Source organism: Bradyrhizobium sp. WU425 (genome assembly GCF_021052305.1).
GTDB lineage: Bacteria > Pseudomonadota > Alphaproteobacteria > Rhizobiales > Xanthobacteraceae > Bradyrhizobium > Bradyrhizobium canariense_D.
The window spans coordinates 6,938,464-6,957,841 of record NZ_CP088089.1 but is presented as its reverse complement, the minus strand read 5'-3'; the positions used below and the strand labels follow the sequence as shown (position 1 = coordinate 6,957,841).

Sequence of the window (19,378 nt, the reverse complement as noted above, 5' to 3'; positions counted from 1 at the left end):
GCATCCTGGCCCGACCTTGGGCATAGTCGACAGGTCGCCAAGTCGCTCGTGTCGAGCACAACAACTTCCGAAAGAGAACGCCACCAGCGCCGGTTGATCAGAACAAGGACGAATCCGCCATATCGAGCAAACGTTGGGTAACGTCTGACGCCGTAGCCGCGACGGTCACGCAACAATAGGATAATCGCCGGCTCTTCCCAGTCGTTTTCGGAGCGTGACATGGATCATCGCATGTTGTGGCTAGCATCACCGGTACGTACAGGGCCGTTGGGGATCTTTATTCACGAATGCGACCGTTCGCCTGACCGGCCGATTGCTGCGCCTTGACGCGCGCGAGCACGATGCACGGGCGGCACCGCTTGTGCGCCCCCCATGAATGCCTCCACATCTCCAATCCATGTCCGCAACAAAGATCATATGGCATCAGGTCATCCTGGTTTGTCTCGTCGTACTCGCCTTTCTTTGGGGGGCTACCGAATGGACGGCATGGCGGCTCGCCTTCCAACCGCAGCTTGGACCGGCCTGGTTCAGGATTGGGCATTGGCCGATTTACCAGCCGGCAGCCTTCTTCGCTTGGTGGTTCAAATTCGACGCTTACGCACCGTTGATCTTCCTGGAGGGCGGCGCCATTGCCGCGAGCGGTGGCATCGCAGCAATTGCGCTAGCGATGATGCTCTCCGTCTTGCGGGCGCAAGAGGCGAGGGACGTCACCACCTATGGCTCGGCACGCTGGGCGGATGCGCGCGAGGTCAGGCGGGCGGGTCTCTTGGGATCTGACGGCATCGTGCTTGGCCGGCTTGAGGGCCATTATCTGCGGCATGACGGGCCTGAGCACGTGCTCTGCTTTGCTCCCACACGCTCTGGAAAGGGCGTTGGCCTCGTCATACCGACTCTTTTGACCTGGCCGGCTTCCACGATTGTTCATGACATCAAGGGCGAGAACTTCCAGTTGACTTCCGGCTGGCGCGCGCGATTTGGGCCAGTGCTCTTGTTCGACCCGACCAATCCGGCCAGCGCCGCCTACAACCCGCTTCTCGAGATCCGTCGTGGTGATTGCGAGGTGCGAGATGCCCAAAACATCGCCGATATCCTTGTCGACCCGGAAGGGGCACTCGAGCGCCGCAACCACTGGGAAAAGACCAGCCACTCTCTCCTTGTCGGCGCAATCCTGCATGTCCTGTACGCCGAAGCCGACAAGACCCTCGCAGGCGTCGCCAATTTCCTGTCCGATCCCTCCCGCCCGATCGACGCTACGCTCACCGCAATGCTTGCAACCCCGCATCTTGGAGGTAGCGTTCATCCCGTTGTCGCTTCGGCCGCGCGCGAGCTTCTCAACAAGAGCGAGAACGAGCGCTCCGGCGTGCTCTCAACCGCGATGAGCTTCCTGGGGCTCTATCGCGATCCGGTGGTTGCCAAGATCACCGCGCGAAGCAATTGGCGCATCAGCGACCTCGTCGACGGCGCCGAGCCCGTCTCACTCTATCTCGTGGTGCCTCCATCCGACATCGTTCGCACCAAACCCTTGATGCGGCTCATCCTCAACCAGATCGGGCGGCGGTTGACCGAGAGCCTGGATCCAGACCGGCGCCGGCACAAACTCCTTCTGATGCTCGATGAGTTTGCAGCGCTCGGCCGGCTCGACTTCTTCGAGAGCCAGCTCGCCTTCATGGCAGGCTATGGCATCCGCAGCTTTCTGATCACCCAGAGCCTCAATCAGCTCGAACGCGCCTATGGGCCGAACCATGCCATCCTCGACAATTGCCACGTCCGGATCGCCTTCTCGACCAATGATGAGCGTACCGCCAAGCGCGTATCCGACGCACTCGGAACTGCGACCGAGTTGCGTGCAATGAAGAACTATGCCGGTCACCGCTTGAGCCCCTGGCTCGGACACCTGATGGTGAGCCGTCAGGAGACCTCGCGGCCGCTGCTGACGCCAGGCGAGATCATGCAACTCTCGCCTAAAGAGGCAATCGTGATGATCTCCGGGGCGCACCCGGTGCGCGCTACGAAAGCCCGCTACTATGAGGATCCGCAGTTCCAGCGACGTGTGCTGAAGCCAGCCCGCTTCGATCCGCGTACCATGTCCGCAGGACCGGACGACTGGTCAGCCGGCGCCCCAATTCCGCCATCAGTCGAGCTACTGACCAGACGCAAGCGCAGGAGTGACGAGGCGAACGGTGGTTTGCGTCGCGAGCCGGAATTGCCGGAACATGAGGAGATCGAGGTCAAGGCGCCGCTCGGCGAACACGAGTTCGACACCGACCTCGATGAGGTTGATGCCGATGCCGTCCAGGCACAAGCTCTAAGTCGCTCGATGCAGGGTGTTGCGCGGACCGTCAGCCTCGACGCGGACGATGGGATGGATCTGTGAGCGGGCAGCGTGAAAAAGATTCAGCTTAGCATCTATCTCGATCCGGAAACCTTCAAAACCATCGAGGCCTTCGCACAACGCCGGGGTCAGCCCAAGTCCCTGGTCGCCGAGGCAGCGATTGCCGCCTTTCTTTCTCCCGATGACTCCGACCGCCGCGAGGCGGCGATCGCCAAGCGGCTGGACCGGATCGCGCGCCTGCTTGAGCGCCTCGAGCGCAATGATGGCGTCACGCTCGAGACCGTCGCGCTCTTCATCCGTTTCTGGCTGACCTCAACGCCGGCGCTCCCCGAACATTCGACGCCCGCCGCGCGCGCCAAGGGCGCGGAACGTTACGATCGCTTTGTTGAGGCGCTCGGACGGCGGCTTGCAAGCGGATCCACCATCCTGAAAGAGGTGAGCATCGACATGCAGGCCTCTGAGAAGCCCGAGTAATCAGTACGCGCGCCCCAATGCGCCCTGGCAGCTCCTGGCGATGGGTGCGGCGCTGAATCAGATAATAAGCAGACTGCAGGTCGGCAGTACGCCACGAAGCAACAAGCGATGGGCTCGTCACTCAAGGCGCCTGGCCCCGCTGCAACAGGTCGTTGGCTGCCCGCGAATGACAGAGGCTTACAAATCCCGCTCTTCTGAGACCGCCTTGTCTTTCTTTGGCTACGCCAGACTACGACGCAGATGTTGGTGCGGTTGAAGTGACGTTCGGATTGGCCCTTGTGTCAAGTCCATCATCGCTGGCGGCGATTCAGCCGTTTCGATTCCGAAATCGACGCCGCGCTTGCCGCGGTGCGCAGGCAGGTCGCGGCCGCAAGTTGGGAGTGAACAAGCAATGCAAGTCGATGGGGAGCTTGGAGGTCAGCCCAGCTCATTTGTGAATCAGGCCGACAGCGATGCGCAGCCGAGCCCAAACGAAGGAGCGCGAACCAAGAAGGTAACCGTTCAGCTCTCCGAGAGCATGTTTCAGCGGCTTGAACTTGCGACCGAACGTCCGGGGCTCGGCAAGAGCATGGTCGTCGAGACGGCGCTTGAACGATTCCTGAATCCTGCAGCGCCCATCGAGGGGCTGGTTCATGAGGCTTTGGACCGGATCAGTGGCCAGATGGCCAGGCTCGAGCGCGAGATCGCGATCATCACCGAGACGGTAGCCCTGCATGCCCGCTATCACCTCACCGTGACCCCGCCCATGCTGCCATCCGGGCAGCGGGAGGCGTGCCTGCTCGGACAGCAGCGTTTCAAGGTATTGGCGGAGCAGGTCGAACGGCGGGTACGGCTCGGTCAGCCATTGATCCAGGAGACGATCGATCGGCTGGGCAGGCGTAGTCGACCTGCCAGTGAAGCTCATGCCGGCGCGTCACAGCGCGCGGCAGAACAACAGCCGAGTCAGGAAGGTCTGTCCGCGGTCGCGGCGGATGGAAACTCCGAGCCGAGCGCTGCCGCCGAGGAGGGCGGCAGCAATTCGAACTTTCGAAACCCGCCGAACTCCTTTTGTTGAGGCGACCAAGTGGGCCAGCAGAAGCGCGCCAAAGCAAATGAGCGCGCAAACATCGCCCGCAAAACGCGTTGAGCCTTGTCCCTTGTGGCGGCTCATCGCGTGCGTGTTTCTTCCCTTCGCGGCCGGGTACTACCTTTCGTACCTGTTCCGGACCATCAATACGCTCATTGCCGGGCGCCTCGCCTCTGATCTCGGGCTTGGCGCCGCCGATATCGGGCTGCTCACGTCAATCTATTTCCTGGTCGTTATGGCGGCCCAGATTCCGATCGGCATGTTACTTGATCGCTTCGGGCCGCGCCGGGTCCAGAGCGTGCTCTTGGCTGTTGCTGCAGGGGGTGCCGCGCTCTTTGGACTATCGACGGGATTCCTGTCCCTTCTTTTTGCTCGCGCGATGGTCGGACTTGGGAGTGCAGCAGCCCTGATGTCGGGGCTGAAAATCATCGTCCTCTGGTTTCCAAGAGAACGAATGGCCCTCATCAATGGCTATATGATCATGCTGGGCTCATTGGGGGCCGTTACCGCAACGGCTCCTGCCGAGGTGCTGCTTGACTGGATCGGATGGCGGGGCCTATTCGGCATGCTGGGCGCCGCAAGCGCGCTTGCTGCCATTTTGATCTATCTTGTGGTTCCCGAACGAACCACTGGGCCACAGGGGAGCAGGACGCCCGCCACTCTGAAAACCGTCTACTCGGATGCGCGGTTCTGGAGAATGGCGCCCTTATCGGCCACCTGCATCGGGTCCGCTTGGGCACTGCAATCCTTGTGGGCGGCGCCCTGGCTTTCCGATGTGGAGCGGGTGGATCGAACGAGACTCGTCAACGAATTGTTCGTGATGGCGGTCGCTCTGAGTCTCGGCGCTCTGGTCTTGGGCGTCCTTGCCAACTGGGTACGCCGCCGGGCTAAGAAGAGCGAGGCTCTGTTTGGCTTGGTCGCGGCGATGTTGATTGTGGCGGAGCTTGTGCTGATCCTGCATCCGCCCTGGCCATCACTCCTGCCGTGGTGCGTGCTGTCGATGGCTGGATCAGCCACTGCTCTGACCTACGCCATCATAGCGGATTATTTCCCGGCCGAGCTGGTTGCGCGCGCCAATGCCGGTCTGAACGTCCTGCAGTTTGGCTGGGCTTTCCTCGTGCAGTACGGGACGGGACTGATTCTGGAGCAATGGCCTCTAGAGGCGGGGCATTATCCTTTAACGGCCTATCAGACCGCGTTCGGTGTGAACGTTATGCTGCAGCTGGCAGCGCTGGTCTGGTTCGCCGCCGTCCCGTGGCTCGATCGCCGGAAACGAAAGGCTGGCGCTTCGGTCACACGTAGCCGCCAGGCTGGAACTCGGCTGAGGCCGTTATTCCACCAGCCGAGCTCGCCATCCTGGAGGCGGAGGATCATGCGGAGTGGTGAAGCCCGCATGTCGCCGGGCTCATGTCCGGGGTCATGATGTTCGGCGCGTCAAAAGCGATCGTCCCGAATCTTTCTTCTTCTACGCCAGACTACGATTGACATGGTCCCATTGTTGCTGTTGCGCAGGTTCTGCTTTTTCTAGTTGTCCTCATGTGAGGCGGCTAGACGCTAGCTGCCTCAGTTAACAGGGGGCAGTCGTGGCGATCCATTCATTTCATTCGGAAGCCGAGTTGCGCGGAGCGCGCATGCTCCGCACGGCGCTGGGCGCGGCAATCGCGGGCTTTCTGGAAGATCCGTCCGTCGTTGAGGTGATGCTGAACCCTGATGGGCGGCTGTGGATTGATCGGCTGTCGAGCGGCCTTACCGATACCGGCGAGAGTCTATCAGCTGCCGACGGCGAGCGAATTGTCCGGCTCGTCGCGCACTATGTGGGCGCCGAGGTTCACGCCGGCTCGCCCCGAATCTCGGCTGAGCTGCCGGAAACGGGAGAGCGTTTCGAAGGTTTGTTGCCGCCGGTGGTTGCAGCGCCGGCCTTCGCGATCCGCAAACCTGCGGTCGCCGTGTTTGGGCTGGACGACTATGTCGCAGCCGGCATGCTGAACTTGGAGCAGGCGAACGCGCTCCGCGATGCGGTCGCTACACGCAAGAACATCCTGGTCGCGGGCGGCACATCGACGGGCAAGACGACGCTGACGAACGCGCTTCTGGCAGAGGTGGCCAAAGGTTCGGACCGCGTCGTTCTCATCGAAGATACGCGGGAGCTTCAGTGCACGGCGCCGAACCTCGTCGCGCTGCGGACCAAGGATGGCATCGTCTCGCTGTCTGAACTGGTGCGCTCGTCACTTCGTCTGCGCCCCGATCGTATCCCGATTGGCGAGGTGCGCGGAGCCGAGGCGCTCGACCTGCTCAAAGCCTGGGGCACGGGCCATCCCGGCGGTGTCGGCACGATTCACGCTGGCACCGCGCTTGGCGCGCTCCGTCGGCTCGAGCAGCTCATCCAGGAGGCCGTCGTCACGGTCCCGCGCGCGCTGATCGCCGAGACCATCAACGTCATCGCCGTGCTCTCTGGCCGTGGTGCCGAACGGCGTTTGAGCGAACTCGCTTCCGTCACCGGGCTTGGACCATCAGGCGACTACAGCCTTTCGAAAATCGGAGATCAGTCATGAACGTACGATCGTCTATCAGGCGAGGTTTCGCATCAGTTGCGGCATTCGCTTGTCTGTACCTGGTGAGTAGCCCAGCCTGGGCCGCCGGTTCGAACATGCCCTGGGAGCAGCCGCTCAACCAGATCCTGCAATCGGTCGAAGGACCCGTCGCCAAGATCATCGCGGTCATCATCATCATCGTGACCGGTCTCTCGCTCGCATTCGGCGACACCTCGGGCGGCTTCCGGCGGCTGATCCAGATCGTGTTTGGTCTGTCGATCGCATTTGCCGCCTCGAGCTTCTTCCTGTCGTTCTTCTCGTTCGGCGGCGGGGTGGTGATCTGATGGATGAGCCAGTCCCGGGCTTTGTCGCGCCTGTCCACCGTGCGCTGACCGAGCCGATCCTGATGGGCGGTGCACCGCGATCGGTTGCCATTCTCAACGGCACATTGGCTGCAGCGCTGGGCCTTGGTCTGCGCTTGTGGCTGGCAGGCCTTCTGCTGGCGTTCATCGGCCACATGGCCGCGGTCTGGGCCGCAAAACGCGATCCGGAATTCGTCGAAGTCGTGCGCCGGCACGTTCGTGTTCCCGGTCACCTCAGCGCTTGAGAATAGTCCCATGATGAATCTTGCCGAATACCGCCGCTCGAATACGCGCCTTGCTGATTTCCTGCCCTGGGCTGCTCTGGTCGACGAGGGAATTGTATTGAACAAGGACGGCTCACTTCAGCGGACGGCGCGGTTCAGGGGACCGGACCTCGACAGTTCCGTGCCGGCTGAGCTTGTTGCGGTCGCAAGCCGGCTGAACAATGCGCTCCGGCGTCTCGGATCGGGCTGGGCGGTTTTCGTCGAGGCGCAACGGCATTCGGCAGGGCGCTATCCGCCCGACACATTCCCGGATGTCGCATCCGCCCTGGTGGATGCGGAGCGCAAAGCGCAATTCGAGGAGGCCGGCAGCCATTATGAATCGAGCTACTACCTGACCTTCCTTTATCTGCCGCCTGCAGAGAGTGCCGCTGTGGCAGAGCGTCTCCTGTACGAGGGCGGCCATCGCAGCGCGGGAGCGGATGAGGTGCTGAGTGGCTTCGTCGACCGGACCAACCGCGTGCTGCAGCTCGTTGAGGGCTTTATGCCGGAATGCGGCTGGCTCGATGACGAGGCAACGCTCACCTACCTGCACTCGACGGTCTCGACCAAGCGGCATCGCGTTCGCGTGCCGGAAATCCCGATGTATCTCGATGCGCTTCTTGCCGATCAGCCGCTGACAGGCGGGCTTGAGCCGATGCTGGGTGAGGCGCATGTGCGTGTCCTGACGGTTGTGGGGTTTCCCACGACGACGACGCCCGGGATCCTCGATGATCTCAACCGCCTCGCATTCCCGTACCGCTGGTCCACGCGGGCGATCATGCTCGACAAGACGGATGCTCTAAAGCTCCTGACCAGGATCAGGCGGCAATGGTTTGCCAAGCGCAAGTCGATTGCCGGGATCCTGAAGGAGGTGATGACGAACGAGGCGTCCACGCTTCTGGATACCGATGCCCACAACAAGGCGATTGATGCAGACAGCGCGCTCCAGGAGCTCGGCTCGGATCGGATTGGAGAGGCCTTTGTGACGGCAACCGTCACGGTCTGGGACAGGGATCCGCACGGGGCGGACGAAAAGCTACGCCTCGTTGAAAAGGTGATCCAGGGCCGGGACTTTACCTCCATGACCGAGACAGTAAATGCCGTTGAGGCCTGGCTCGGCAGCCTGCCGGGACAGGTCTATGCAAACGTGCGCCAGCCACCGGTGTCGACGCTAAATCTCGCCCACATGATCCCGCTCTCTGCGGTCTGGGCGGGAGAGGTGAGGGACCATCATTTCAAGGCGCCTCCGCTGTTCTTCGGCAAGACGGAAGGATCGACCCCTTTCCGCTTCTCGCTCCATGTCGGGGATGTCGGACATACCTTGGTGATTGGGCCGACGGGCGCCGGCAAATCGGTGCTGCTCGCGCTGATGGCGCTGCAGTTCCGGCGATATCCGGCCGCTCAGATCTTTGCCTTCGATTTCGGTGGGTCGATCCGTGCGGCGGCGATCGCCATGGGTGGCGACTGGCATGATCTCGGCGGCGCAGTTGGTGGAGACTCGGCAGAATTCGTGGCGCTCCAGCCGCTTGCGCATATCGAGGATATCGGTGAGCGCGGTTGGGCAGCCGATTGGATTGCTTCGATCCTTACGCGCGAGCGCATCGAGGTCACGCCCGAGACCAAGGATCATGTCTGGTCGGCCTTGACCTCGCTCGCCTCGGCGCCAGTTCGGGAGCGGACGCTGACGGGCTTGTCCGTTCTTCTGCAATCCAATGCCTTGAAGCGCGCGCTGCAACCCTATTGCCTCGGCGGGCCGTTTGAGCGGCTGCTGGATGCCGAAGGTGAACGGCTGGGAGAGACCTCCGTCCAGGTGTTTGAGACTGACGGGTTGATCGGGACCGGTGTCGCGCCGGCGGTTCTCTCCTATTTGTTCCACCGGATTGAGGATCGCTTCGACGGCCGTCCGACCCTTCTCATCATCGATGAGGGCTGGCTTGCGCTGGACGATGCCGATTTTGCCGGTAAGCTCCGCGAATGGCTGAAGACGCTGCGCAAGAAGAACGCCTCCGTCGTGTTTGCGACCCAGTCGCTGACCGATATCGATGGCTCCGCAATTGCGCCCGCCATTATCGAGAGCTGCCCGACCCGGATCCTGCTTCCCAATGACCGCGCGATCGAGCCGCAAATCATGGCGGTCTACCGGCGCTTTGGACTGAATGACCGGCAGATCGAGATCCTCGCCCGCGCGACGCCAAAGCGCGACTACTACTGCCAGTCGCGCCGGGGCAACCGCCTGTTCGAGCTTGGTCTTGGCGAAATCGCGCTCACCTTTGCGGCCGCGTCGTCCAAGACCGACCAGGCTCTCATTGAGCGGGTTCTTGAAGAGCACGGACGAGACGATTTCGTCACCGGCTGGCTCGAGGCGCGCGACCTCAGCTGGGCCTGCAATCTCATTCCGCAGCTTGCCAAGGAAGGTGGCTTGTCATGAAACGTCTCCGTCCGCTGCTGGCAGCAAGCATCATCGCAATTAGCCTGACCCAAGCGCCCCGGGAAGGAAAGGCACAGTGGATCGTGTTCGATCCCAACAACTACGTGCAAAATGTGCTGACGGCCGCGCGCGAGCTGCAACAGATCAACAACCAGATCACCTCGCTGCAAAACGAAGCGCAGATGTTGATCAATCAGGCGAAGAACCTGGCGAGTCTGCCGTATTCGTCGTTGCAGCAGCTCGAGCAATCGATCCAGCGCACGCAGCAGCTGCTCAGTCAAGCGCAGCGCATTGCCTACGATGTCCAGCAGATCGATCGCGCGTTCTCGACAACTTATGCGCCGGCATCCGCGAGCATGTCCAATGGGCTCCTCGTCGCCAACGCCCAGACCCGCTGGCAGAATGCGGTTGCCGGCCTGCAGGACGCCATGCGGGTGCAGGCAACCGTCGTCGGCAATCTCGATACCAACCGCACCCAGATGTCGGCCCTGGTCACGGCGAGCCAGGGCGCGTCAGGTGCTCTGCAGGCAAGTCAGGCCGGCAACCAGCTCCTTGCACTGCAAGCCCAGCAGCTTGCTGATCTCACCGCGACCGTGGCCGCGCAGGGGCGCGCGCAAACGCTCGAAGCCGCGCAAAGAGCAGTAGCCCAGGATCAGGGGAGGGAGCAGCTGCGGCGCTTTCTGACGCAAGGTCAGGGCTATCAACCGACAACCGTGCAGATGTTCCACTGATGATGAAGAACAGATTTGAACGGCTGCCGATGACGGTGGCAGTTAGCCTCATAGTCCTGGTCGTCGCCGCCTACGCCATTCGCCTGCGCGGCGACGACAGTGCGACCAAATCTTCCGCCTCGCTCGATGCGAAGCCCGATCCGGCGGCGGCAAAGCTCGAGCAATGCCGCACCGTCACCTACGAGCAGAAAGAGGCTCTTCTCGAATGCGAGAGGATCTGGGCGGAACGGCGCAGCCAGTTCTTGGGAAAAACCGGATCGGTAAACGGTTCGGATAGCAATGCGGGCACGGCGCCATTTTCCTCCCCGCGGCCGCGTAAGGACGAAAGCCGCCTGCCGTCGCTCTCACCCTCCATTCCAAGCCAAAGCGAGTGAGCAATGGGTGGCACCTCCGTCATCGACCAGTTTCTGGAAACCTTCACCCGCTACATCGATTCCGGATTTGGCCTGGTCGGGGGCGAAGTCGGATATCTCGCCACGACGTTAGCTGCAATCGACCTCACGCTTGCGGGCCTGTTCTGGTCCCTCGGAAGTGATGAGGAGATTCTTGCCCGGCTGGTCAAGAAAACCTTGTTTGTCGGTGTCTTTGCCTACCTGATCGGTAATTGGAATAGCCTTGCCCGCATCGTCTTCGAGAGCTTTGCAGGTCTTGGCCTCAAGGCCTCGGGCACGAGCCTGTCATCGGCAGATTTCTTGCGGCCAGGCCGGATCGCGCAAGTGGGGCTCGATGCCGGCCGTCCGATTCTGGACTCCATCTCGGGCCTGATGGGGTATGTCAGCTTCTTCGAAAATTTCGTCCAGATCGCGGTCCTGCTGTTCGCCTGGATCGTGGTGCTGCTCGCCTTCTTTATTCTCGCCATCCAGCTCTTCGTCACGCTGATCGAGTTCAAGCTGACGACGCTTGCAGGTTTCGTCCTGATCCCCTTCGGTCTGTTCGGCAAGACCGCCTTTGCGGCCGAACGGGTGCTGGGCAACGTCATCTCCTCCGGCGTCAAGGTTTTGGTCCTCGCCGTCATCGTCGGTATTGGATCGACCTTATTCTCGCAGTTCACGGCAGGCTTCGGCGGCAACCAGCCGACCATCGAGAACGCGATGGCGCTGGTGCTCGGCGCACTTTCCTTGTTGGGGCTCGGCATTTTCGGACCTGGGATTGCCAACGGCATCGTCTCCGGAGGTCCGCAGCTCGGCGCAGGTAGCGCAGTCGGGACGGGACTTGCCGCCGGTGGAGTCGTTGCGGCTGGCGCTGGCCTTGCGGCCGGCGCTGCCGGTCTCGCCGGCGGCGCGATTGCAGGCTCGCTACGCGGTGGAAGCGCGATTGCAAGCGGCACCATGAGCGTGTTTCGGGCGGGGAGTCAGTCCGGCTCGGAGGGAAGCGCATCCGGGGCCGCAAGTCCCTTGCGTTCGGTCGCAGCTAGTCTTGGTGGAGCGGCGAGCGATGCCGGTAAGGGGGAAGCGGACGCCTCGAGACCTTCCGACAGTCCGCCTGCTTGGGTTCGGCGCATGAAGCGAGCGCAGACGATCAGCCATGGCGCATCAGCGGCAACCCACGCGATCCGCTCAGGTGATCACGGCGGCGGCGGCGGATCTGTCGACCTCTCGCAAGAGGATCGCTGAGACTTCTGATCGACCAATGCCGTTTTCTCACCCGTCACTTGAGGTCAAGAAATGTTCAAACGATCGGCTGTTCACTATGGCCGCACCCCAGAGGCCGTCACTCCCTATCAACGCGCAGCTCAGGTCTGGGACGATCGCATTGGATCTGCGCGCGTGCAGGCCAAGAACTGGCGCCTGATGGCCTTTGGCTGCCTCTTCTTATCAGCCGGCTTTGCCGGCGCCCTGGTCTGGCAATCCGCTCAAGGGACGATCACGCCCTGGGTGGTCGAAGTTGATCAATTGGGCGAAGCGAAAGCCGTTGCTCCGGCAAATGCCAGCTACCAACCGACCGATCCGCAAGTAGCTTTTCACCTGGCGCGCTTCATCGAGCATGTGCGAGGCCTGCCGATGGACGCCATCGTCCTTCGCGAAAACTGGCTCCGCGCCTACGACTTTACAACCGATCGCGGTGCGGCCGCACTGAATGACTACGCCCGCAACAACGATCCATTCGCCAAGCTCGGCAAGACGCAAATTGCGATCGAGGTCTCGAGCGTCATCCGGGCTTCGCCTGAGAGCTTTCGCCTCGCCTGGGTCGAGCGCCGCTACGACAACGGCCAGCTTGCCGCAACCGAGCGGTGGAGCGCGATCCTCACGATCATCGTGGAGATGCCTCGCGATCTCGATCGCCTCCGCAAGAATCCGCTTGGCATCTTTGTCAACGCCATCAACTGGTCGAAGGAGCTGGGCTAGTCATGCCATCAGGTCTCGTTATTGCGTCACAGAGGGGCCGCCCGAGCCTGGCCCTGGCTCTTGTTATTGGTGTGTCCACCCTTGGCGGGTGCACCACGTTCAAGCCGCCGCAAATCAGCTATGATAGCGATGTCCCGCCGGCTCCAGATCTGCCGGCGCTTGCCGACGATCGGTCGCGGCCGCTGCATGTCCCACCGGCCTGGAAGGCGGCGCGCGGCGGCAAGAACGCGGAAGCCAAAGAGCCGATTGAGCGGATTGAAACCGCGAATGACGCCGCACGTGTGCAGCCGCGGAAGGCTGGCTACTTCAATGCGGTGCAGGTGTTTTCGTATAGTCCGGGCGCTCTCTATCAGGTCTATGCCGCGCCGGGGCAGATCACCGACGTCGCCTTGGAGCCCGGCGAGCAACTGATCGGGTCAGGACCAGTTGCCGCGGGTGATACCGTGCGTTGGGTGGTCGGCGACACCGAAAGCGGCAGCGGCGACACGCGACGTGTGCACATCATGGTGAAGCCGACACGACCGGCGATCGAGACCAATCTCGTCGTCAACACGGACCGGCGCACTTACCTGATCGAGCTCCGCTCCCGGGAAAAGCCCTACATGCCACAGGTCGCATGGTTCTATCCGGAGGATCGGACCGCGCGTGGTCGAGCCCTGCCGCCCACACCCGTCATCCCGGATCAGGTGCAGCGCCGTTACCGCTACGCCATCGAGGGAGACAGCCCACCCTGGCGTCCTGTCAATGCCTATGACGATGGGCGCAAGGTCTACATCGAGTTTTCGCCCGGCGTCGGCCAGGGCGAGATGCCGCCGCTGTTCGTAATCGGGCCTGATGGCAAGACCGAGCTCGTCAACTATCGCGCCTACGGCAATGTGCTGATCGTCGACCGGCTGTTCGCGGCCGCGGAACTGAGGCTGGGCGAGGAGCACCAGCAGAAGGTCAGAATCGTCCGAACCGACGGGAGGTCGCTGTGACAGAGACCGGCCAGCCGAATGACACACCCAAGGACGCTCCTCGGGTTAAGCCGCCGGAAAATATCGCCGAAACCCTTCGGCTCCGGCCAGATCGGCCGCAAGTTACGCGCCTATCGCGCAAGGTGCTTGCGGGTGGCAGCGCTCTTTTGCTGGTGCTCATCTCTGGTGCGGTCTTCTGGGCTCTGCAGGAGAAGCGATCGCGCACGCCGGCCACCGAGGAGTTTTACGCGACCGACCACCACAATGTCGCAGATCAGCTTGCAACCTTGCCGAAGGATTATACCGAGATCCCGAAGGAGGTGCCGCGTCTTGGACCACCTTTACCCGGCGATCTTGGCCGGCCGATCGTTGCAGCACAGGGCGCGTCGACGTCGAGCCCGCTCGGTATTGACGCTGAACAGCAGCGCGTCAATCAGGAGAGCGAGGCGGCACGCACCAGCAAGGTGTTTGCCAGCACGAACGTCCGCGCACAGGCCCCTGTCACATCGGCAAGTGAAGCCCCATCAAATGCAGCGCCATCATCCGACGAAGCATTTGCCCAGAATGGCCAGGACCGAAAACTTGCATTCGTCAGTGCTTCCGTTGACCGTCGAACCACCAGTCCCGATCGCCTGGCAAGACCGGTCTCTCCCTTTGTGGTCCAGGCGGGAACGGTCATTCCGGCCGCTCTTATCACGGGGATTCGGTCCGACCTGCCTGGGCAGATCACGGCCCAAGTCACAGAAGCGGTATACGATTCCCCGACCGGGCGAGCTCGCCTTATTCCGCAAGGAGCCCGGTTGATCGGGACGTATGATAGCCAAGTCGCATTTGGGCAATCGGGCGTGCTCCTGGTGTGGACGCGCCTCATCATGCCAAATGGGCGCTCGATTGTCCTGGAGCGGCAGCCGGGCGCAGATGTCGCGGGCTACTCTGGGCTTGAGGATGGGGTCGACAACCATTGGAAGGAGCTGTTGGGGGCCGCTGCGCTTTCGACGCTGCTCGCCGTCGGCACGGAGGTGAATTCCGCATCGGATACGGGTAGCACCAACAGCGACCTCATCACTGCGCTCCGCCGCGGGGCGGGGGACTCGGTGAACCAGACGGGCCAGCAGGTGGTCCGCCGCAATCTCAACATCCAGCCCACTTTGACGATCCGTCCGGGATTTCCGGTGCGGGTGATCGTCAATCGCGATCTGGTGTTCGAACCGTATAGAGGGTGAGGTACGATGGCTAAGCTTAAACTTGGAGCGCTCGAAGACGATAAGCCGATCAAGATTACGCATGAAATCCCGGCGAGCGTGCACAGGGATCTCGTGGCATACGCAGAAATCCTTGCACAAGAGAGCGGGCAGCCGATCGGGGAGCCGGCCAAGCTTATCGCTCCCATGTTGGCACGGTTTATGGCAGCGGACAGAAATTTTCGGAAGGCTCGACGGGCCCGTCAACATCCGAGCGGAGGCGAGGGATAGCGCTCAGAAAGCAAGTTCAAGAAGGCAGCTAACGCTGGGTTCTCGTTGTCGTCTCGCCAGTATGCAGAAAAGTCGAATCGGCTCGGACCGGCTGCGTCGCGCAATTCGCGGTAGACGAGGCCTGCATGGTTGATGCCCATGTCAGATTCCAGCACCAGGCTGATTCCTGTGTTCATCCTGATCAGGCTCTTGATAATACCGCGGCTGACGTCGTGGCGCTCGAGTTTAGGACGGTCCTCAGGCGACACGAGCTTGGAAATCAGAAGATCTTCAAACTCTTTTCCCGGATCGTAGTGGCTCATCAGGACCGTCTCGCCGCGCAGGTCAGTCCAATAGACCGTGTCGCGCGCGGCGAGGGGATGATCATGGGGTAAGGCGACCAGAACACGTTCGCTCCACAGCGGCATCACTCGGTTATCGACTAACGGCAGGTTCCCTGTGACGATCAGGATATCGAGAACGCCGTTGCGAAGTGCCGTCGCTAGTCGTGTTCGTGATTTCTCGATCGTCACAAGCTCGATTTGCGGGAATCGCTGCTTGAAATCCAGCAAGGACGTCTGCAGGTTGCCAATGGAAAGTGAGGTGCAGAGCCCGACACTCAGCCGGCCAGCCTCGCTGTTGCGTACAGCCCTCGCGGTCGCGATGAGAGCATCGAACTCCTCCAGAATTGTCCTTGCCAGGCGAAGAACACTGCGGCCTGCTTGCGTCGGGCGCACACCACCGCTGAAGCGCTCAAAAATCGCAATTCCCAGGTGATATTCGATCTCGCTGATTCTTCGGCTGAGACTCGATTGTTGGGTTCTCAGCAATTCCGCCGCTTGACGGAGGCTGCCACAATCAGCCGCAGCAACGGCCGATTGCAGGTGTTTCAGTTCGATTGCCTTGCTGGCTTGAAGGGAAGGTGTTGATCGACGTGGATTGTGCATCGTAAGTCTTAAGCAGATGGCTTTCCGGTCCAATGCGCAGCGATGCCTCGGATTGTACTTGCTTCCAGATCCTAGGCGGCCGCTTGGATGACTGGAGCCCAGAGCACCGGACCTGAGATGTGTCCCGTTTTGCGGATGCGATGCAACGCTTCGGGCGAGACCTCCAGGTATCCAGCAATGGCCGTGGTGTTTCCGAGAGGACGAGCTTCTCCGATTTTGCGGAGCGGCCAGCCCGCGCGCCGAAGAATGCGTTCCATCCGGGCGTCAGTGACGGTAACGATTTCGGTCAGATGAAGCGAAAGGCCGAATTCAATCATGCCCGCAAACAGCTCGTAAGTCGCGGCAGCAAGTCCACCACTTGCCTTCGGCGCATCAGGAGGAACATCGAGGGCGAAGCGACTGCTCTCCCAAATCCTGTCGCTTCGGGGCGCCGGCTGCCCGTCCAGAAGGATCGGGAAGGTGTCTCTCACCATGGTTGGGCCGGTCGAAGGCAGAAGTCGTACGCAACCCTGAAGACGTCCAGCGTTCGAGCGGTTCAGGAGGTGCACGGGTCGAAGGACATCGAACTCGTCGACTTCCATCTCGCCACTGACCTCGACGTTCCAGTCCAGGCGCTGTTTGAAAACGCGATAACGCAGCCGGTGCATCTCGGTGAGATCGTCGACGAATTCGCCGTAGTACTCCGGCGTGATGAGCTGCATCATTCTTGCCTCCTTGCCTTGCTTCAGGCAAGCAAGCAGAGAAGGCAGGAGAGCACATCCTGTGGAGTTGCACAGGTGCTTGCAGCCTGGTGGTTGATCTATGTTCGAGATTTTGATTCGGTCAACAGCACGATCGCTTGACGAAGCGAGCTGACGCCGAGCTTCGCGCGCGCGTTATCCAGGTGATATCCCGCGGTTCGCTCTTTGATGCCAAGAATGATCCCGATCTCCCCAGCTGATTTGCCGCGCGCGGACCATTCTAGACACTGGTACTCGCGAGGAGACAGCACCACCCCGCCGACCATGCGATCTATCCTGAAGAAGCGTTTCGCATGTGCATGGAAAAACGTTGCGATTAACCGCAGGCTCTGGGCGTGCTCGACCAGCGAGCGCTCGAAACCAGTTCGACGATCGTCGCTTGCAAAGCTCAGCGCGGCGATCGCGCCGTTGTCATCGTGGATAGGCAATGTAAATCCGCAGCGAATCCCAAATTTGGCGGCTTCTTCGAACAGAGCGCGTTCTGCCTCAGACCGATTTCGCGCTTCGAATCCAAGTCCCCATTGGAAAGGCTTAGGCTGGCGCGTTGCCCGACGTACCACCGGATCGACGGATTCGTAGCCGCGCTGCAGATAGATGGCGGTCCATGAGGGTGGATATGTCGAGATCAGATTGGGAGCACTGCCCGGCCTACTGGGAAAAGCGAGATATGCGAAGCACGACAGTTCGAGCGCAGCGGCGACTTCGGCCATGCTCTGCTGAGCTGCGTCTCGATGCGTGCTTTCGGTCAATTGCTCTGCAAATCTTTGAAAAACCCGATCCATCGTTGATGAACCCGCGGGCCTCCCTCGCAAGCGCTACTCGCATTACAGATCGAGCATCACTGCGAATGGGGCAAAACAACGAAGAAGCCCATCTATTCCGGCTTCGATCGATCTCGATCGCGAGACCCTGCATCGGGTGGTTGAGGCGTATCGGGTCAGCCGAGTCCTCGCGCTCAGTTGTGATATCATCGCGACCAAGTCCGCGAACTCCGTCTTCTGTTTGAAATCCTGCAAGAGGGCGCCGAAGGTCGCCGGATTGCTGCGTTCTTTGCGTTCCAAGTTGGAGGTTTGTACGGCACTTGCGATCTGATCGTCACGCCGCAACTCAGTAACCATGCGTCTTCTTGGATAACGCGAAATTGGATCCGGAAATCAACGCACTGGCCCCCTCGGCGGCAAGAGCGTGCAAGACTTCATACGGCCGCAAAGTCAGGAAGGCGGCGCTCGGACCAAGCCTTCAGCCCTTCCTGAGCATCGGCGCAAGAGAGACTTTTAAAGAACCTCGCGTTGATCTCTGCCGCATCAGCGGTGCCTCGGCAAATTGAATTGAGCGACGCCTTTAGGCCGCGGAGCGAAGCCGGAGAACGCTGAGCGAGCATTCCGGCAACGACCTCCAATCGCGCTTCGAAACTGTCGGGCGTACAGGTTTCGGTGAGAAAGCCGATCCGCAACATCGTGGCGGTGTCAATCTGCTCCCCCATTAGAAACAACCGCTTGGCCTCGGGCAAGCCGAGTCTCTCTACGTATCGGCGGAGACCGGAATGGTAGTACTGGATGCCTAGCCGTGCAGGAGACATCTGCAAACGACAACCTTCGACCCCGATGCGGAAGTCGCACGCGAGCGCGAAGTCAGTGGCTCCCCCGTAGACATTCCCATTAAGTCCGCACACCGTCGGGATCGGCAACGCTTCGAGCAAGTCGCACATAGCCGCAAACGCGGCCGTGCACTCCACCGCTCGCTCGCTTGACAGCGTGTCGAGGTCAAATCCCGAGCTGAAGCTCGGCCCGCTGGCCGTGACGATTAGAACCCGCAGCCCCTTGTGTCCCGCCAATTCTCTTAGCATCGCCGAAAGCGCTTCGATGTCCGCCGGCTCGAACCGATTGTGCTGCTGCGGCCTGTTCAAAAGGATCCACGCGCTCGTTTCAGAGACACGCAACGTCGGCAGCCCCGACCGCTCTAGTGCTTTCTCCTGATCCATAGGTGTTTTATTGTTCTTAAAAAAAATATCTGTCAAGATGGAAATGTCTGGGCTTACTGCAAGGGTCGCTTTCATGGGGAGATGGTCGTGGATTCCGCTTTGCTGACCAAGAAGCCATACCGAACAGAGGAGATCGCGCAGTGGATTCGCCACGAGATCGAGTCAGGCGCCTTTCCGCCAGGCTCGCGTTTGGAGGAGCGGCCACTCTCAGAACGGTTCGGCGTCTCGAAAACGCCGGTGCGCGAGGCCCTTATCCAGCTTTCTTCGATCGGCCTAGTTGAGTTGCGTCAGCGTCGTGGCGCTATCGTTACGCTGCTTAACGTCGAGCAGGTGATCTCGATGTTCGAGGTCATGACCGAGCTCGAAAGCATGGCGGCCAGGCTCGCCGCGTCGCGGATCTCGCCTGACCTCCGGGAGGAGCTGGCCGAGATTCACCGGCGCAGCGCGGCATTCATTCCGACCCAGGATTTCGAGAAGTACGACGCGATCAATAGGGAATTTCACGAGCTGATCTATCGCTGTTCGTGCAACGATTATCTCGAAACGAGCATCAAGGACGTTCGCGGTCGCTTGCGCGTGTATCGCAGGTATCCCTTTCAGAAGCCAGGTCGCATCCGCCGCTCGTTCGCTGATCACGCCCAGATCCTCGAGGCCATATTGAGGGGCGACGAGGAGACGGCCGGGAGCGCGATGCGAGATCATATCAGCGTTGGCGGCCGCGTGTTCGCAGACTTAATTGTTGAAATGGGACGGCGCTCCTGACCAAGGACT

20 protein-coding genes are annotated in these 19,378 nt (G+C 61.1%); 16 read left to right on the top strand and 4 right to left on the bottom strand.

Translation table 11 applies throughout. From position 1 onward, the window contains the following. The first annotated feature begins 397 nt into the window (after window positions 1-397). The 15 genes from BcanWU425_RS33305 to BcanWU425_RS33235 all read left to right on the top strand — a co-directional run bounded on the left by BcanWU425_RS33305 (window position 398) and on the right by BcanWU425_RS33235 (window position 14,960). A complete protein-coding gene (locus tag BcanWU425_RS33305) occupies window positions 398-2,374 on the top strand; it encodes a conjugal transfer protein TraG (RefSeq protein ID WP_231189399.1) in 1,977 nt (658 codons plus the stop codon). A gap of 9 nt (window positions 2,375-2,383) precedes the next feature. Next, a complete protein-coding gene (locus BcanWU425_RS33300; protein ID WP_231189398.1) occupies window positions 2,384-2,806 on the top strand; it encodes a CopG family transcriptional regulator in 423 nt (140 codons plus the stop codon). 391 nt (window positions 2,807-3,197) lie between these two features. After that, window positions 3,198-3,860: a hypothetical protein gene (locus BcanWU425_RS33295; protein ID WP_231189396.1), complete on the top strand. Its 663-nt coding sequence runs from the start codon at window positions 3,198-3,200 to the stop codon at window positions 3,858-3,860. Window positions 3,861-3,942: 82 nt separating this feature from the next. Beyond that, window positions 3,943-5,295 (top strand): MFS transporter, encoded by a 1,353-nt coding sequence (locus BcanWU425_RS33290; protein WP_231189395.1) that lies wholly within the window; start codon window positions 3,943-3,945, stop codon window positions 5,293-5,295. 208 nt (window positions 5,296-5,503) lie between these two features. Next, entirely contained in the window at window positions 5,504-6,424 is a 921-nt protein-coding gene (gene trbB, locus BcanWU425_RS33285) for a P-type conjugative transfer ATPase TrbB (RefSeq protein ID WP_231190972.1), read from the top strand. Further along, window positions 6,421-6,747, top strand: coding sequence for a TrbC/VirB2 family protein (locus tag BcanWU425_RS33280; protein WP_231189394.1), 327 nt, complete (start codon window positions 6,421-6,423; stop codon window positions 6,745-6,747). The genes trbB and BcanWU425_RS33280 overlap by 4 nt, the downstream gene beginning before the upstream one ends. Continuing rightward, window positions 6,747-7,010: a VirB3 family type IV secretion system protein gene (locus BcanWU425_RS33275; protein ID WP_007600323.1), complete on the top strand. Its 264-nt coding sequence runs from the start codon at window positions 6,747-6,749 to the stop codon at window positions 7,008-7,010. The genes BcanWU425_RS33280 and BcanWU425_RS33275 overlap by 1 nt, the downstream gene beginning before the upstream one ends. Before the next feature lie 10 nt (window positions 7,011-7,020). Continuing rightward, on the top strand, window positions 7,021-9,456 hold the full coding sequence (gene trbE, locus BcanWU425_RS33270) for a conjugal transfer protein TrbE (protein ID WP_231189393.1): 2,436 nt from the start codon (window positions 7,021-7,023) through the stop codon (window positions 9,454-9,456). Continuing rightward, window positions 9,453-10,187: a P-type conjugative transfer protein TrbJ gene (trbJ, locus tag BcanWU425_RS33265; protein WP_219684523.1), complete on the top strand. Its 735-nt coding sequence runs from the start codon at window positions 9,453-9,455 to the stop codon at window positions 10,185-10,187. Before trbE ends, trbJ begins: the two co-directional genes overlap by 4 nt. After that, complete coding sequence (trbK-alt, locus tag BcanWU425_RS33260; RefSeq protein WP_231189392.1) at window positions 10,187-10,561, top strand: putative entry exclusion protein TrbK-alt; 375 nt, start codon at window positions 10,187-10,189, stop codon at window positions 10,559-10,561. Before trbJ ends, trbK-alt begins: the two co-directional genes overlap by 1 nt. A gap of 3 nt (window positions 10,562-10,564) precedes the next feature. Further along, window positions 10,565-11,800, top strand: a complete 1,236-nt coding sequence (gene trbL / locus BcanWU425_RS33255; protein ID WP_231189390.1) for a P-type conjugative transfer protein TrbL — start codon at window positions 10,565-10,567, stop codon at window positions 11,798-11,800. Between the two features lie 51 nt (window positions 11,801-11,851). Then, window positions 11,852-12,532, top strand: coding sequence for a conjugal transfer protein TrbF (gene trbF / locus BcanWU425_RS33250; RefSeq protein WP_231189388.1), 681 nt, complete (start codon window positions 11,852-11,854; stop codon window positions 12,530-12,532). Window positions 12,533-12,534: 2 nt separating this feature from the next. After that, a complete protein-coding gene (gene trbG / locus BcanWU425_RS33245; RefSeq protein ID WP_231189386.1) occupies window positions 12,535-13,509 on the top strand; it encodes a P-type conjugative transfer protein TrbG in 975 nt (324 codons plus the stop codon). Beyond that, complete coding sequence (locus BcanWU425_RS33240) at window positions 13,506-14,711, top strand: TrbI/VirB10 family protein (RefSeq protein ID WP_231189384.1); 1,206 nt, start codon at window positions 13,506-13,508, stop codon at window positions 14,709-14,711. Before trbG ends, BcanWU425_RS33240 begins: the two co-directional genes overlap by 4 nt. 6 nt (window positions 14,712-14,717) lie before the next feature. Beyond that, a complete protein-coding gene (locus BcanWU425_RS33235; protein WP_231189382.1) occupies window positions 14,718-14,960 on the top strand; it encodes a DUF2274 domain-containing protein in 243 nt (80 codons plus the stop codon). Here BcanWU425_RS33235 and BcanWU425_RS33230 read toward each other — a convergent pair. From BcanWU425_RS33230 to BcanWU425_RS33215, 4 genes are all read right to left on the bottom strand, one after another. Next, window positions 14,933-15,886, bottom strand: coding sequence for a LysR family transcriptional regulator (locus tag BcanWU425_RS33230; protein ID WP_231189380.1), 954 nt, complete (start codon window positions 15,884-15,886; stop codon window positions 14,933-14,935). The two genes, BcanWU425_RS33235 and BcanWU425_RS33230, sit on opposite strands and share 28 nt — an antisense overlap. Before the next feature lie 71 nt (window positions 15,887-15,957). After that, the gene (locus tag BcanWU425_RS33225; protein ID WP_231189379.1) at window positions 15,958-16,590 is read right to left on the bottom strand and encodes an acyl-homoserine-lactone synthase; all 633 of its coding nucleotides are present in this window, start codon (window positions 16,588-16,590) and stop codon (window positions 15,958-15,960) included. Between the two features lie 95 nt (window positions 16,591-16,685). Further along, complete coding sequence (locus BcanWU425_RS33220; protein WP_231189378.1) at window positions 16,686-17,408, bottom strand: helix-turn-helix transcriptional regulator; 723 nt, start codon at window positions 17,406-17,408, stop codon at window positions 16,686-16,688. A 413-nt stretch (window positions 17,409-17,821) separates the two neighbouring features. After that, window positions 17,822-18,682 (bottom strand): enoyl-CoA hydratase/isomerase family protein, encoded by an 861-nt coding sequence (locus tag BcanWU425_RS33215; protein ID WP_231189377.1) that lies wholly within the window; start codon window positions 18,680-18,682, stop codon window positions 17,822-17,824. Window positions 18,683-18,694: 12 nt separating this feature from the next. Here BcanWU425_RS33215 and BcanWU425_RS33210 point away from each other — a divergent pair, with 12 nt between their 5' ends. After that, the gene (locus BcanWU425_RS33210) at window positions 18,695-19,369 is read left to right on the top strand and encodes a GntR family transcriptional regulator (protein WP_231189375.1); all 675 of its coding nucleotides are present in this window, start codon (window positions 18,695-18,697) and stop codon (window positions 19,367-19,369) included. Window positions 19,370-19,378 lie beyond the last annotated feature (9 nt).

Excerpts from the sequence above, each read along its gene's own strand:
- BcanWU425_RS33305 (WP_231189399.1), top strand. The coding sequence starts at position 398 with ATGTCCGCAACAAAGATCATATGGCATCAGGTCATCCTGGTTTGTCTC.
- BcanWU425_RS33295 (WP_231189396.1), top strand. The coding sequence starts at position 3,198 with ATGCAAGTCGATGGGGAGCTTGGAGGTCAGCCCAGCTCATTTGTGAAT.
- trbB (WP_231190972.1), top strand. The coding sequence starts at position 5,504 with ATGCTCCGCACGGCGCTGGGCGCGGCAATCGCGGGCTTTCTGGAAGAT.
- BcanWU425_RS33280 (WP_231189394.1), top strand. The coding sequence starts at position 6,421 with ATGAACGTACGATCGTCTATCAGGCGAGGTTTCGCATCAGTTGCGGCA.
- BcanWU425_RS33275 (WP_007600323.1), top strand. The coding sequence starts at position 6,747 with ATGGATGAGCCAGTCCCGGGCTTTGTCGCGCCTGTCCACCGTGCGCTG.
- trbE (WP_231189393.1), top strand. The coding sequence starts at position 7,021 with ATGATGAATCTTGCCGAATACCGCCGCTCGAATACGCGCCTTGCTGAT.
- trbJ (WP_219684523.1), top strand. The coding sequence starts at position 9,453 with ATGAAACGTCTCCGTCCGCTGCTGGCAGCAAGCATCATCGCAATTAGC.
- trbK-alt (WP_231189392.1), top strand. The coding sequence starts at position 10,187 with ATGATGAAGAACAGATTTGAACGGCTGCCGATGACGGTGGCAGTTAGC.
- trbL (WP_231189390.1), top strand. The coding sequence starts at position 10,565 with ATGGGTGGCACCTCCGTCATCGACCAGTTTCTGGAAACCTTCACCCGC.
- trbF (WP_231189388.1), top strand. The coding sequence starts at position 11,852 with ATGTTCAAACGATCGGCTGTTCACTATGGCCGCACCCCAGAGGCCGTC.
- trbG (WP_231189386.1), top strand. The coding sequence starts at position 12,535 with ATGCCATCAGGTCTCGTTATTGCGTCACAGAGGGGCCGCCCGAGCCTG.
- BcanWU425_RS33235 (WP_231189382.1), top strand. The coding sequence starts at position 14,718 with ATGGCTAAGCTTAAACTTGGAGCGCTCGAAGACGATAAGCCGATCAAG.
- BcanWU425_RS33230 (WP_231189380.1), bottom strand. The coding sequence starts at position 15,886 with ATGCACAATCCACGTCGATCAACACCTTCCCTTCAAGCCAGCAAGGCA.
- BcanWU425_RS33225 (WP_231189379.1), bottom strand. The coding sequence starts at position 16,590 with ATGATGCAGCTCATCACGCCGGAGTACTACGGCGAATTCGTCGACGAT.
- BcanWU425_RS33220 (WP_231189378.1), bottom strand. The coding sequence starts at position 17,408 with ATGGATCGGGTTTTTCAAAGATTTGCAGAGCAATTGACCGAAAGCACG.
- BcanWU425_RS33215 (WP_231189377.1), bottom strand. The coding sequence starts at position 18,682 with ATGAAAGCGACCCTTGCAGTAAGCCCAGACATTTCCATCTTGACAGAT.